Annotated in this window: 13 protein-coding genes and 1 tRNA gene; 3 read left to right on the top strand and 11 right to left on the bottom strand. The window is 59.0% G+C overall.

The window, feature by feature from the left end; all coding sequences use genetic code 11:
* Window positions 1-478: response regulator transcription factor (locus CZ203_RS06510; protein ID WP_087065326.1), on the bottom strand; the 478-nt coding region annotated here is incomplete at its 3' end.
* A gap of 368 nt (window positions 479-846) precedes the next feature.
* Here CZ203_RS06510 and CZ203_RS06505 point away from each other — a divergent pair.
* Window positions 847-1,608 (top strand): stalk domain-containing protein, encoded by a 762-nt coding sequence (locus CZ203_RS06505; RefSeq protein ID WP_087065325.1) that lies wholly within the window; start codon window positions 847-849, stop codon window positions 1,606-1,608.
* 259 nt (window positions 1,609-1,867) lie between these two features.
* Here the strand turns inward: CZ203_RS06505 and CZ203_RS06500 are convergent, their stop codons facing one another.
* Window positions 1,868-2,473: a hypothetical protein gene (locus CZ203_RS06500; protein ID WP_087065324.1), complete on the bottom strand. Its 606-nt coding sequence runs from the start codon at window positions 2,471-2,473 to the stop codon at window positions 1,868-1,870.
* Entirely contained in the window at window positions 2,458-2,991 is a 534-nt protein-coding gene (locus CZ203_RS06495; protein ID WP_087065323.1) for a flavodoxin family protein, read from the bottom strand. Before CZ203_RS06495 ends, CZ203_RS06500 begins: the two co-directional genes overlap by 16 nt.
* Window positions 2,992-3,495: 504 nt before the next feature.
* On the opposite strand from CZ203_RS06495, the gene CZ203_RS06490 reads away from it, so the two are divergent.
* Window positions 3,496-3,981 carry a hypothetical protein gene (locus tag CZ203_RS06490; RefSeq protein WP_087065322.1) on the top strand — a complete coding sequence of 162 codons (486 nt, stop codon included), beginning with the start codon at window positions 3,496-3,498 and terminating at the stop codon, window positions 3,979-3,981.
* Window positions 3,982-4,014: 33 nt separating this feature from the next.
* Complete coding sequence (locus CZ203_RS06485) at window positions 4,015-4,341, top strand: hypothetical protein (protein ID WP_143436150.1); 327 nt, start codon at window positions 4,015-4,017, stop codon at window positions 4,339-4,341.
* Here CZ203_RS06485 and CZ203_RS06480 read toward each other — a convergent pair.
* From CZ203_RS06480 to CZ203_RS06445, 8 genes are all read right to left on the bottom strand, one after another.
* A tRNA-Ala gene (locus CZ203_RS06480) sits at window positions 4,330-4,405 on the bottom strand. The genes CZ203_RS06485 and CZ203_RS06480 overlap by 12 nt on opposite strands.
* 196 nt (window positions 4,406-4,601) lie before the next feature.
* Entirely contained in the window at window positions 4,602-5,432 is an 831-nt protein-coding gene (locus CZ203_RS06475) for a sugar phosphate isomerase/epimerase family protein (RefSeq protein ID WP_087065320.1), read from the bottom strand.
* Between the two features lie 416 nt (window positions 5,433-5,848).
* Entirely contained in the window at window positions 5,849-7,090 is a 1,242-nt protein-coding gene (locus tag CZ203_RS06470) for a DNA polymerase Y family protein (RefSeq protein WP_087065319.1), read from the bottom strand.
* 157 nt (window positions 7,091-7,247) lie between these two features.
* Complete coding sequence (gene zwf / locus CZ203_RS06465) at window positions 7,248-9,062, bottom strand: glucose-6-phosphate dehydrogenase (RefSeq protein WP_087065438.1); 1,815 nt, start codon at window positions 9,060-9,062, stop codon at window positions 7,248-7,250.
* A 20-nt stretch (window positions 9,063-9,082) separates the two neighbouring features.
* The gene (locus tag CZ203_RS06460) at window positions 9,083-9,829 is read right to left on the bottom strand and encodes a beta-propeller fold lactonase family protein (protein WP_087065318.1); all 747 of its coding nucleotides are present in this window, start codon (window positions 9,827-9,829) and stop codon (window positions 9,083-9,085) included.
* Window positions 9,830-10,103: 274 nt separating this feature from the next.
* Complete coding sequence (locus tag CZ203_RS06455) at window positions 10,104-12,764, bottom strand: ABC transporter permease (protein ID WP_087065317.1); 2,661 nt, start codon at window positions 12,762-12,764, stop codon at window positions 10,104-10,106.
* Between the two features lie 3 nt (window positions 12,765-12,767).
* Window positions 12,768-13,445 (bottom strand): ABC transporter ATP-binding protein, encoded by a 678-nt coding sequence (locus CZ203_RS06450; RefSeq protein ID WP_087065316.1) that lies wholly within the window; start codon window positions 13,443-13,445, stop codon window positions 12,768-12,770.
* A gap of 125 nt (window positions 13,446-13,570) precedes the next feature.
* The coding region (locus tag CZ203_RS06445) for a sensor histidine kinase (protein WP_143436158.1) at window positions 13,571-13,982 on the bottom strand (412 nt) is incomplete at its 5' end.

The raw sequence follows: 13,982 nt of genomic DNA, 5'->3' as shown, positions 1-13,982 counted from the left end.
CCAAGAGGTCGAATGCCCGCGGGGTCAGGTCGAGCAGCGGGCCGTCGGCGCGGCACTCCCGCGCGTCCAGGTCGACGAGCAGGCCGCGGTAACGCAGGCATTCGGGCGCGGGCATGCCGTCCGCGCGGCGCAGCACGGCGGCGATTTTGCGCAGCAGGATGGGCATGGAAAAGGGCTTTGTGACATAGTCGTCGATTTGCAGGTCAAAGCCCCTTAGCTGTTCGTCCTCGCCGTCCAGCGCCGTAAGCATGATGATGGGCACGGCGGATTCGCGCCGGATAAGCTCGCACACGCCAAAGCCGTCGATCTTGGGCAGCAGGATATCGAGCAGCACCAGGTCGAACGGGGCGGCGCGGAAGCAGCCGACGGCTTCCACGCCGTTGCCCGCAAGCGTGACGGCGTAACCCGCGCTGCGCAGGTAAGCGCTTAAAAGTTCCTGTATCTCCTGTTCGTCCTCAACGACGAGGATATGTTTCATACCGTCCCCTCCTTTTAATCCTTTTTAGCATAACATAGGAATATGGATTCCGTATGTAGCGGCCGCGGTTTTTTGCCGGTTTGTTTTACCAGATCACGCCTGGAGGGCGTATGGCATCGAGCGCCAGGAATGGATAGGCGCGACGCTGGCTTCCCGTGTATCGGCACAAGGGTAGGGCGGTATGCAAAGATGTATCGTGTCTATTGTGATGGGCGGGCTTTACGATAGGCGTCCATACGATGGGAGCGGCGCAGCTTAGGAAAAGCCTGATGGCAGGATGGCAAAAAATAGTGGAATCTGCCTGGTTTTACTTGCAGTTGGTTTGGATATGATGTACAATATTACCAACAACAAGGAGGGATAGGCATATGGGAAATGTTAAGAAAAAATTGGTAGCTGGCGCTGTCCTGTGCTCAGTTTTTGTAACAGGCGCTTTCGCCGGTGGGACAGCGATCAACGCAACGATGCGCCCGGACATCAAGGTTAATGTCGATGGGTCGACAAAAACATTTTATGACGCCAAAGGCACGCAGGTTTATCCGATCTCTTACAACAACACGACGTATTTACCTATCCGTGCAATCGGCGGGTTAATGGGTAAGACGGTCGGCTGGGATGAAGCGACACAGACCATAAGCCTTGACACACCCTCGTCCAACAATGCGGCAACGTATAGCAGGACAAATCCCGCCCCAGTTGGGACGCAGCAGACGGTGAAAATAACAGGATACATTTCAAATTACACAGCAACGCTAACCGTGGTTGATGTTGACCGGGGCGATTCCGCCTGGGAGAAAATCAAAGCGGCCAACCAGTTCAACAGCAAACCGGATGACGGGATGGAATACATTTTAGCCAAAATCAAGGCAACGGTGGTCGCCACGGAGGATGATAAGGCTGTAGATTTTAGCAATTATTCCTTTGACGTATATTCGGCTACAAATGTTGAATATTCTGCGTTTGCAGCGGTTGTAAAACCTTCCCCAGAGTTTAGCGGCAAGGTTTATAAGGACGGGACCCTTGAAGGGTATGCTGTGTTTATGGTAGACAAAACGGACACCGCCCCTAAAATTGTTTATGGCGCCAGTTACGATGGCTCTGGCGGCATCTGGTTCTCGCTGAGCAAGTAAAAAGGATGGGTGGATCGCAAGCGAAGGCAATGGAATCCGGCGCAACCGAGCGATTGGCATCCGCTAAAACAACATAACGGAATACCCCCTCCTGCAAGTATTAAGCTTGTAGGAGGGGGTGTTTTTATTTATGTGCATTTATTCCGAAACCCAGACGGCTTCCAGCCGCGGCAAGGCAATTATACGTCGCTACCTTGGCGCATATTTGCTTGCGCAGCGCTGCTATTTTAGCGCGCTCCTGGCGTCACTTTATTCTAAATTATTTTTCAATCTCCATAGCCGACATCTGCTCCCGCGTAATACCGTTCCTTTTCCCGTATCTTTCCCAATAGCCCCATGACGCCCGGACAAACATTTTCTTTGGAAGGGGCATGGCCGTGCGCAGGCTTTGGTTCCGGCCTGTAGAGACAGAAAACGCGAATTTCTTGATTTTACGTGCCACAATCGCCTTGAATGGGGTCGTCAAAATGGCTTCGCCGCTTCCGATCCGCAAGACCGAACCAAAAGGGTAGCCTTGATGCTTACAGAAAAGCCGTATCATTTTTACGGCGATATCATTTTGTTCCGGCTCAAGAAAGCCGCAGTTAATCAATACGGAAACCCTCGGCTTGTGCGGGCACGGATACCCCTCCAGGGTTTTCAGAAAATCCATAAGCGTGACGGGGATACCGTCTACATAAAGCGGGAACACAAGCAAAACGTCCGTAAAGCCCTCCATGGACTTACAAAGCTCCAGGTGATCCGTGTTTGTCAGGGGATAATATTCGGTTGGGATTGTGCAGCACTTTGAAAATAATTCCGCATATTTCTTGGAATTTGATTTTGGAGCCCGCGGGCTTCCGTTGATAATCATAATTTTCCCCAAGACAGCACCTCTTTTCTCACAGCCTGCTCAAGTTCATTTTCCTGCGCAAATACCACGCGATAACCCTCAAAACACATATTGCGGGCATTCCGCCCAATAAATTGTGTAAAAACCCCCTTTTCCTCATCGGAAATATCGCCGTAGCCGATAATCGTTGCCTGTTTTGGGACAACGGCACGCTGAATATGGTGGGTTTCCTGGTGCAGCAACCGGATAAACGCCTGTTGGATAGGGATTGACCGCTCCATCATGGTTTTCATAACCGTGTCGTAGCTTCCGTATTTGACCCGGCTGATATACAGGACCCTGGCGCTAGCGGCAATTTTCGGATAAACCTTGACGGCGTCATCGCGTATAACACATTTACCCGGGGTTTTTGTCCAGCACCCGAAGCACCCGGTACAGTTTGAGATATTTAAACCCGATAGATCAATAAATTCTGTGGCACGGTTGTCCAGGGGCAGGCCAATCGGCCTGTCGCTTAAAATTAAATTCCGTAAAGTGCCCGTATCTTTCACATCATATCCCCCAAAGCCTGGCCCGTCGTTTTAAATATCCGAACAGGCCGGTGGGCACGCCGTAAAACTTGAGCCTAATAGGGCATTGGCGATGCCGGTCCCCAGCCCGCGGACCTGTTTCTCCCATTCTATCACAATTCCAAGGGGGTGGAAATCCCCGGTTTATAACCTTTGGGATATATGCGGCATACCCCGATGGAGCGGCGCCGTTTGAAAAGGAAGGATTGACGAAACGCTTTCAATGTGTTATCATCACAAGTCAAGAAAAATGCAAATAATTTAGATTGCTATGCATGGCATATGAACGGCAGCACGGAATGGTAACGATGAGATATGGACACGCCCTTGAGCCTAGCGAAAATTACACTTTCATGACCGGATTTCAAGCGGCAGCACGCTTAAGAAGGCGCTAAATGAAAGGAAGCAAGGCGTGAAACGGCGTAGGCAAGAAGCGGATATTTTCAGCGATGGGTTTTATGACGCTACACATCAAGGGGGTGCCATATGAAGGGCGCGCTAAAAAAGAGAAAAATGGCCATTGGGGCTTTACTCATAATGCTGATTGGTATTGGCGCAATGGTGGCGCATGTTGACGAGCCTACCCTCAGTCCGGTGGAACGGATGTATGGCAGTTGGGAAATCATCAAGATGGTCGATCAAGCGAAAATGCAGCAGACCGGTTTTGTACCCGGAAAATGGATTGGCAAGGAAATTTGTATTTCACCACAAGCGATTCATTACCCCGATTTCACTGTGGATGTTGCAGGGTATCGCTTCGAAACCGTGAATCGGATCAACTACGAAATCGCTGGGCGTATGGAACATGGGCTGAATTTGACACAAGAAGAGATGATCATACTGCAGACCTATAATAAAGATTTACAGGGGCATATGTATACAACGCATTCGGACATAATTGTATTGGATAGCGATCAAATTATATGCCCTATGTATTCCGGCTGGTTTTTGTGCGAGCGGAAGACGAAATAAGACATAGAATACGCAGGCGGCTGTTTAGCAGCTGTGGATTTATCTGACAAGATGGAAGCGGGGGTTAAATATTTGAATTATAATGTGGTACAGAAACGCGATGGATTGCTGGCAAAACTCGCGGCAATGATCCGTAAGGAAATAGGCATACAAATAGCCCCTCTGGCCGGATGGCTGGAGGGGCTGTTTTGTTTTATTATCCGCACCTGGTTTGCACCCAAAAGATACGGAAAAACAGTAGGGACATACTGGGAGCGGGATTTACAGTATTTGAAATTATACATAGCAAAAACCGCTCTTAAATCGCTTTGTTTCAAGCAGTTTAAGAACGGTTTCTTGCGTAATGTTTGGTGGAGATAAGCGGGATCGAACCGCTGACCTCTTGAATGCCATTCAAGCGCTCTCCCAGCTGAGCTATACCCCCAAATATTCATAAAACAGAGGGACATTCTGACCTTTTCAAGGCTTCCCAATGTCCTGATGACGAAAACTATTATATCGTACCTGCGGTATATCTGTCAAGCATTTCTTCAAAAAAATTGCCGTACTTTTGTACAGGCAGCAAATAAGATGGGCTGGCGTCCGGCGCACGGACGCCAGCCTGGAAAATGGAGATGGGATTAGCCAAGGATTGCGCGGCATTTGTCCGCGCCGACGCGGATAATCTCCTCGGGATCCATGTCCCAATACTCGGGACGGAACAGCTCGAGGGACGCGATGCCGTCATAGCCGGTCGCGCGCACCGCATCGGTAATCGCCTTCAGCGGGATGCAGCCGTCGCCGGGGAACAGGCGGTGGCTGTGATCCAGCACGCCGAGCGGCAGGTCTTCACAGTCCGCCAGATGGTAGATAAACAGCTTGTCGCCCGGGATACGTTTGAGCACGTCCAGGTTCGCCGCTTTATCCTGCAGATAGAAGGTGAAGCTGTCGACCGTCAGGCCGACGTCGTCGCGGCCGACCGCATTGACGATTTCAAGCGCCTGGCGGATGCCGGTGCAGCAGTAGCGGCGGTCGCCGATCGGCTCGAACGCCAGCTTGACGCCATAGGGGCGCGCAATGTCGGCAAGCTCGGTCAGCACCTTGACGGAATCGTCCAGCACCTGCTTTTCGTCGCGGGTGTTGGCCTCCGTGCCGCGGGTCGGCACGACCACGATATAGGGGCAGCCGATGGCCTGCGCGGTCTCACAGGCAAACTTAAACAGGTCAAGCAGCAGGTCCCACTTGATCGAAACATTGAAATTGATATTTTCAATGGAATTGAGCGCATAGGGGCGCAGGCGGCTGCCTGCAAAGAACGCCTGCAGTTCGCTCAGCGGGTGCTTTTTCAGGAATTCCTTGAGCATGTCCAGGCGGAGTTCAATATAGTCGTAACCGTACTTTTCACACAACGTGAGGTCGGCCCAGACATCGGATCTTTTCTTACAGGACGCTTCATTATACCCAAGCTTCATTGTAAACCTCTCATTTCTTTTGTGTAAAAGGGTGGATGTGTACCAAACGGTGTTGTGCCCGGCCGGAGCCGCACAGCGTTCTTACCAAAATAACTGTATTCAATATAACGCAATCGCATACGGATCGCTAGCGTATTCTTGCTTTTTGTTAAAAAAATATCAACTCAATTTTAGGATGGGATTAAAACGGGAAAATCCGCATAAACCATCGAAAAACAGAATAAAAGCGTGGGAGTAGGCCAGAAGGCGCAACTGGAGCCGCCTGAAAAATTGTGAAAATCCTGACAAAGAAATTTTGATGCTTGCGCACCGCCTGGAAACGCCGCGCCCGGGACGGGGGATGGCGGGGCGGGCAGGTGGTTGCGATGGCATTGCCGTGGGGGTGCCGGCATCGGTTTTGCGCCGGGGCATGCCTGCTAGAAAAAACCTACCGGGTGGATGATATGTTCCGTTTTGGGATCGAACCCGGTCAGCACGGGGTCTTGCAGCACGGCGGCGCGCTTTACACAGCCGTTCCCGAAGCGCTGGCGCAGGCCGTCGACCGCGCGGTCGACGGTTTCCCGTTTTACGCGGCGCGTCTCGTCCCCATACAGGTCGAGCTGTACCGGCTGCGCGCCGTTTACAAAGTCGGTTACGCGCACCCCGACCGACCGGACCGGCCGCTCCCACCGGTAGTTTGCGCGGAATAAGCCCATGGCGGCCGCAATGATCTCGGCGGTGAGCCCGGTCGGCTTTGCGAGCCTGCACTGGCGCTCGAAGCTAGCCAGGTCGTTCCCGCGGACGCTGACCGCCACGGTCTGCGCACACACCCCCTGTTCCCGCAGGCGCGCCCCGACGCTTTCCGACAGCACGCAGACCATCATTTTCACATCCTCGTCGCAGGTCAGGTCGCGCACGGCGGTGCAGCTATTGCCGATGCTCTTGAGCGGCGCCACCTCCCCGATGCGCGCGACCGGCGACATGTCCAGCCCGTTTGCAAACGTGTAGAGGACGTCCCCAATTTTGCCGAACGTCGCGCGCAGGTTGGGCAGCCCGGCGTTTGCGAGCTGGCCGATCGTGTGGATGCCCCGGGCGCGCAGCTTGCGCTTGGTCGCGGGGCCGACATACAATAAGTCCTGCACCGGTAGCCCCCACGCGCGCTGCTTGAAATTGCCGCGGTCGAACACCGTCACCGCGTCCGGCTTCCTGTAGTCGCTGCCGAGTTTGGCGTAGATCTTATCAAAGGAAACGCCGATGGAGACCGTGACGCCCAACTCGGCTTTGACCCGCTGGTTGATTTCCTTTGCGATGCTTTCCCCGCTGCCGAGCAGGCCGGTGCTGCCCGTCACATCGAGCCAGCACTCGTCGATGCCGAACGGCTCCACCCGGTCGGTGTAGCCCGCGTAGATCTGCCGCGCCATCTGGGAATACCGCAGGTACAGCGGGAAATCCGGCGGTACCGTGATCAGCCCCGGGCATTTTTCCTTTGCCTGCCAGATCGCTTCCCCCGTCCTGACGCCGTACTGCTTGGCGATCTGGTTGCGGGTCAGGATGATGCCGTGCCGCCGCTCGGCGTTGCCGGATACGGCGACCGGTTTTCCCCGGAGCGCCGGCCTGTGCAGGCATTCCACCGTTGCGTAAAAACTGTTGAGGTCGGAATGCAGTATGACGCGGTCCATGGCGCGCACCTCCGAACATTTGTTTCTTATATTTACAATATAGAACTTTAGTTCGAAAAATGCAAGCTGTAAGTTTTGCCAGGCATAAAAAAACACCGCCCACTGGGCGGCGTTTTTGCGGTTATTCATATACGAATAGTAAAATATGGTTGATTAATTACGAATTGGAGATAGGATCGTCGTCAAACCACGCGTGCCCAAACCGCGCGAGCAGCGCGTCGGCCTCCTGGGGGCCGGACGTCCCCGGCGCATAGCTGGCGAGCGGCAGGCGCTCGGCGCGGTAGGCCTCGCGGAGCTGCTCGATATAGCGCCAGCCGGTCTCGATCTGATCCCACTGGGAGAACCAGAACCGCTCCCCGCGGATGCACGCGCCGAGCAGGCGCTCGTACGCCTCGGGGGTGTTGATGCGGTTTTCCAGCAGGCAGCTCTGGCAGAAATCCATTTTGGCCTGTGTGATTTCCTCGGTATCGCCCGGCTTCTGGATGTTGAACTGCAGGTACACGCCCTCGGTCGGCTGGATCTTGATGATCAGCACGTTGTGCTTCACGTCCGGGCGCGGCCTGCGGAAGATGACCGCGACCTCCATCTCGCGCTTGCCGAGCTTCTTGCCCGTCCGGATGTAGAACGGCGCGCCGCGCCAGCGGTCGTTGTCGATAAACAGGCGCAGGGCGGCATAGGTCTCGGTCTGCGAGTGCGGGTCGACCAGGGGCTCCTGCCGGTAGCCCTCGTACTGGCCGAGCAGCAGGGTGTCGCGGATGGGTTCCTGCCCGACCGGGCGCAGCGCCCGCAGCACGCGGAGCTGTTCGGCGTGCATGTCCGCGCCGTTAAATTCATAGGGGCGCTCCATGGCGACGATGGACAGGATCTGGAACAGGTGGTTCTGCACCATGTCTTTCAGCGCGCCTGCGCCGTCGTAGTACCCGCCGCGCGACTCGACGCCCACGTCCTCGCTTGCCGTGATCTGCACGGCCTCGATGAAGCGCGCGTCCCACAGGTTCGCAAACAGCGGGTTGGCAAAGCGGATGGTCTCGATATTGCGCACCATCTCCTTGCCGAGGTAATGGTCGATACGGTAGATGCGCGCGGGCGTGAAGATGGCTTCCAGCCGGCTGTTGAGCGCGGCCGCCGCCGCGAGGTCTTCGCCGAACGGCTTTTCCAGGATGACCTTGCCCGCGGACGCGCCGCGCACGGAGGCCAGGCTTTCCGCAATCACGCCGAAGAAACGCGGGGCGACGGCCAGATAGAAGATGTGCTCGTGGGCGCCGTGCGCGGCGTAATATGCGTCGAGCGCGGGATAGGCGGCCGCGTCGGAAAAGTCCATGCGGTAGTACTCGATGCGGGAGGCGAAGCGGGCGAACGCCGCGTCCTGATAGGGCAGGCGCGAAAATTTCTGCACCCAGCCGCGCGCCATTTCGCGGTACTGCGCGGACGTGTAGTCGCGCCGGCCGATGACCAGTATTTGGTAATCTGCCGATTCCGCGCCGGACACGCTGCCGTTATAGAGCGCGGGCAGCAGCTTGCGGAACGTCAGGTCGCCCGTGCCGCCGAAGATGGTCAGCGCCTTGCTCNGCATGATGGACGGGCCGTGCCGCGCGCCCTCCTCGCCGCCGGACACGCCGACGCCGAAATACTGCAGCCCGTGCCCCGCCAGCAGCGCGTGCCGGCGGCGCGTATCCTCGAAGAACGAATTGCCGCCGTCCAGCACGATATCGCCTGGCGCAAGCAGCGGGATGAGCTGGGAGAGCACCGCGTCGACCGCGGCGCCCGCCTGGATCATCAGCATGACGCGGCGCGGGCGGGAGAGCGACGCGACCAGCTCCTCCAGCGTGTAAAACGGCGTGAAATTTTTGTGCGGGTGCTCGCGCACGACTTCGTTGGTCACGGCGCGGCTGCGGTTGTAGCCTGCGACGCGGAAGCCGTGGTCGGCCATATTGAGCGCGAGGCTGCGGCCCATCACGGACAGGCCGATCATTCCGATATCAAACATAGGGGTTATCCTTTCTCCGGCGCGTCGAACACAATGCTGACNTCGTCCCCGGACAGGCGGATGGCCGCGGCTTCGCTGCCGGGCAGCAAGGCGCCGGGCAGCAGCGCCGTGCGCCCCAGGAGGGTGAAGGCGCCGCCTGGTTCCGCGCGGAAGGTGTAGACCGCGTTTTCGGCCTGCGCCACCGCGAACAGCCGCGTGTGCGCACGGTCAAACACGAGGTGGCGCGGGCCGCTGCCCCGGGGGAACGCGAGCGCGCCGTGCGGCGCAAAATGGTTCCCGGTATCAAATATGCGGACCTCGTCCAGGTTCATGCACGGCACGAGCAGGTAACGGCCGTGCGGCACGGCCTGGTGGCAGCCCGCCTTGGGCGCGATGACAATCGTATGCTCGTGTATGGGCACGCCGTCCACAATGCGGTACACGGGAACGGCGCCCTCGTGGAAATTTGCGGTATAGGCGCGGCCGCCGTCAAACGCCGCGTAGCAGCCCGAAATCCTGTCGGTGAGCGATTCGTGGATACGCGGCGGGGCGTCCCCACGCAGGGCGGCGAGCGCGATGCCCGCGCCGTTTTCCCGCCGGACGATCGAGGCCAGCAGGCCGTCGCCGCGCAGCGCGAGGTATTTGGAGTCGGGCACATCTAAAAAACGCGTGGGCGCGGTCAGCGCGCCGGTTTCGGTATCAAGCGTAAAGCGGTACACGCCGTCGCTTTCCGGCGACAGGTATGCGCCGAGGTATCCGGTCAAGATCCCCATATAAACCCTCCTGTGATGTAGCGATGCCTATGCTGTTACTATATATCTTACAGTTGTTTTTTACAAGTGCTGCGCCGGAAAATCTTCCACAAAAATATACCGGAAAAGTGTACGATTGTTGCAAGGTTTGCGGGGGGCGCGCCCCGCGTTGGCCGCCCACTGGATTAAGGTGTGCGGCGCGGCCGGTTTTATGCGGGGCTTACGCCGCAAACCGGCAAAACCGCGCACAAAAAACAGGCGGAGGGTCGACCTCCGCCTGTTTTTTTAAATCGCCTTATTCATTTGTGCGGATGCGCTCCACAATGCTTTGCCGCGCGATGGTACGGTACGTCAGCAGCGGCACGCCCGCGCCCAGCAGCAGGAACATGGGGGTGACGAGCAGCACGGGCAGCAGCGTAAAGCGGTAGGTGAAGAACCAGAACATCGAGCCGAGCACGGACTGGATGACGAGGCCGGTCACGGCGCTCAGGCAGACCGCCGCTACAATAGAGAACCCGGCGTAGAGCAGCCCCTCGCAGACCAGCATCTGCTTGAACTGGCGCCCGGTCATGCCGACCGCTTGCAGCACGGCAAATTCACGCCGGCGCGTCAGGATGCCGGTCAGCACCGCGTTTAAGAAGTTGAGCACGCCCACCAGGCCGATGATGAAGGCGAGCGCGCCGCCCATGGTCAGGAACATGCCGCGCATGCCCTCGAATTCATCGACGTAAGACTGCTTGGACTCATAGTCGTAGGTCGGCATGACGTTTTCCGTATAATCCTTTAAAAAGGCCTCCATCCCCGCGTTTGCCTCGGGCGTGGTGTTGAACAGGTAGGCCATGACGCCGATTTCGCCCGCCGCGTCGCGCCGCAGGACGTCCGCGTTCAGGACAAACGCATCGCGGCCGTAATAGCGGTAGCTCATGGAATGGCGCATCGTGACGCGCGCGCAGACCGTGTAGGTCACGTCGCGGTAGGCCTTGGCGCGCACGCCGAGGGAGCCGGCGTCGAGCGAATCCGGGTCGGGCGTGGTTTCGCCGGTGCGCGTGTCGTAATATTCGTATTCGTCCACATGGCGCAGCGTGATTTCGTCGCCGACCTGCCCCCAGGCGGAGTCCATATGCGGCTCGTCATAGTCGTTGACCTCATAGACCGCGGCGATGGCGTTTTGGTTTGGGTCGTAGAGCGGGGCGAGGTCGCCGTCAATCACGCTCAGGTGGTCAAGCGGGAGCTTTTCCATGCCGTACAGCGTGGCGTCGTCCGCGATGCGGCCGTCCGGCGTGCGCGTCACGCCTTCCATCATGAGGTCCACGGTCTCGCTGCCGACCCACTTGCCGTGGGACATGCGGTACCAGTCCTCGGAGACAAATTCCTGCACCCGCGCGGGCTGCGCCCAGATGCGGCCGGATTCGGTCACGCCGCCCTGCGCCCCGACCGCCTGGATGATGTCGTCCCCCACGCCCTGGTCGGCGGAGGTGTAGCCCTGCCCGGTCTGGAAATAGCCCGCGTCCCCGACGATAAAGTCGGTCACCACCCAGTTTTGCAGGTATTTATCCATGTCGAAGCCCTGCGTGAACATATAGGCGCCGTTCAGCAGCACGACCGCGAGCGAGAGCGACAGCACGGTCAGCACGGTGCGCGATTTGCTGCGCCCGAGGTTCGACAGCGCCATGCGGCCGACCCGCGCGCCGTGCACCCCGCGCTTGCGCCCTTTCTTGCGGCCGGACGCGGCCTCGGTATAGCGCACGGCCTCGACCGGGGAAACGCGCGCCGCGATGCGGCCGGGGACGGCGCAGGAGACGCGCACGGTGATGAGCGAGAAAAGCGCCGCGCCGATAAAGATCAGCGGGTGCGCGGTGACGTGGGTAACCTTATAGGAGAGCTGCGCCATGATGACGGGCACGAGCCGGGTGCCCACGCACCAGCCGAGCGCCAGGCCGAGCGGGATGCCGGCCAGCGACAGCAGGTAGGCCTGCCGCCGGATGATGCGCCGGAACTGCCGCCCGGTGGCGCCGATGGTTTTGAGCAGGCCGTACTGGCGGATATCGCCCGTGACCGAGATGCGGAACACGTTGTAGATGATCAGGTAGCCCGTGAAAATGATGAGCACCAGCAGCGCGGCAATCGCGAGGATGACGGACGGGTCGGCGTTCGAGGCGAACTGCGCGCCGGTATACGCCCAGTTGACGCCGGTTTTGAGGTAACGCCCGCCCGAAGGGTCGTCGGTCTGGTAGCCGTGGTTTTGCGCGATCTGGGCGAGGTCGTCGCGGATGTGCATGGCGTTTTTGAAATACAGGTTGAGCGTCCACGTGCCGGTGCTACCGTGGCCGCCCGCGTGCTCGTACCCGGCAAGCGCCCGGTCGGCATAGGAGCGCGGGACGACGACCATGCTCGCCATGCCGGCGGGGTCGTATTCCCACCAGCCGGAAAGGGTGAACGTATCCGCGTGCTTTTCGCCGTTCGTAAACGTGTAGGGGATGGTGACCTGCGCGCCGAGCCTTGGCTCCACGCCGAGCAGGCGGAGCACGCGCGTGTCGCACGCGGCCTCCATAGTGCCCTCGCGGGGCAGCGCGCCGGTGGTCGGCATGCAGAAATAGCCACGCGCGTTCGTTTCGTCCATGTAGCTGACTTCGACATGCGCCTTGTTGAACGGCGGGTCGGACGGCATGCCGAGCATCAGGCGCGCGCCCCATTTGACCACCAGGGGGTCGTCGGAAAGCTCCTGCACCTGCGCTTCGGTGATGTCCTTAAACGTGCCCATCATGTCGCCGCCGACCTGGCGGAAGGTGGACTGCTGGAAGGAATGGTTGATCGTCATGGCGATCGTAAAGAGCGAGGTAAAGAGGATTGTCGTCAGCGCGATGGCGGCGACCGCGATCAAATTGCGCGCCCGCGCGGCGCGCAGCCCCTTGTCGGATAGGCGGCGGATGCACCGCTTGTTTGGAACCTTGAGCATGCCTTACGCCTCCCCGCGCCGTACGATGCGCCCGTCCTCGATGCGCACGATGCGCTGCGCGAGCTGGGCAATCTCCTCGTTGTGCGTGATCATCACAATGGTCTGGCCGAATTTTTCGCCCGTCACCTTCATGAGGCCGAGCACGTCCTGGCTGGTGCGGCTGTCGAGGTTGCCGGTCGGCTCGTCCGCCAGTATGATGGCGGGCTTGGTCGCCAGCGCGCGGGCAATCGCGACGCGCTGCTGCTGGCCGCCGGAGAGCTGGCTGGGTAGGCTTTGCAGCTTGCTTTCCAGGCCGAGCGTGCGGGCGATCTCGCCGATATACGCCCGGTCGGGCGCGCCGCCGTCCAGCTCGATCGGCAGCACGATGTTTTCATACACGCTGAGCACGGGCACCAGGTTATAGGCCTGGAATACGAAGCCGATCTTGCGGCGGCGGAAAATGGTCAGCGCGTCGTCGCGCAGGGCGAAGATATCGTTGCCGTCCACAAATACCTTGCCCGCCGTCGGCCGGTCAAGCCCGCCGAGCATGTGCAGCAGCGTGGATTTGCCGCTGCCAGAGGTGCCGACGATGGCGACGAATTCGCCCTGCCCGACCGAGAGGTCGACGCCGTCCAGCGCGCGCACTTCGGTGTCGCCCGCGCCGTATACCTTGCGCAGGCCCTGTGTCATTAAAATACTCATAACCGGGTGTCCCTCCATTATTAAAAAAGGGGAGGGCGCGTGCCCTCCTCGGATCACTGTTATCAGCATAACACCCGATTCTTAAAAATCAGCGCGCGGTTTTGCACAACATTGTGACACTGCCGTCACATTTCACGCGGCAGGAAAAGCGAGAATACCGAACCCCCGCCCGGCGCGGGCGCGAGCTTGAGGTAGCCGCCCTGCTGTGCGGCGATTTCGCGCGCGAGGTACAGCCCCACGCCCACGCCCTCGGTCTCGCGCGCCGCCGTGCCGCGGAAGAAGCGGCCGAAGACCGCGGCCTGCTCGCTTTCCGGGACGCCCGGTCCGTCGTCCGCCACGTCGATGCGGGCAAACAGTTCGTAGGCGCGCGCGGATACCGTGACGCGCCCGCCGGGCGGCGTGTATTTGACCGCGTTGTCGATCAGGTTGTCGAGCGCCTCGCGCGTCCATTTGGGGTCGAAGCGCGCGGACGCCCCGGTCGGCGCGACATGGAACCGCAGCCCTTTGGCGGCGGCGCGCGCCCCCCACGCCCGCCCG

This window comes from Intestinibacillus massiliensis, from assembly GCF_900155735.1.
In the GTDB taxonomy this organism is placed as follows: Bacteria; Bacillota; Clostridia; order Oscillospirales; family Butyricicoccaceae; genus Intestinibacillus; species Intestinibacillus massiliensis.
The sequence above is the reverse complement of the archived record's forward strand: the minus strand, read 5'-3'. Positions and strand labels throughout refer to the sequence as shown.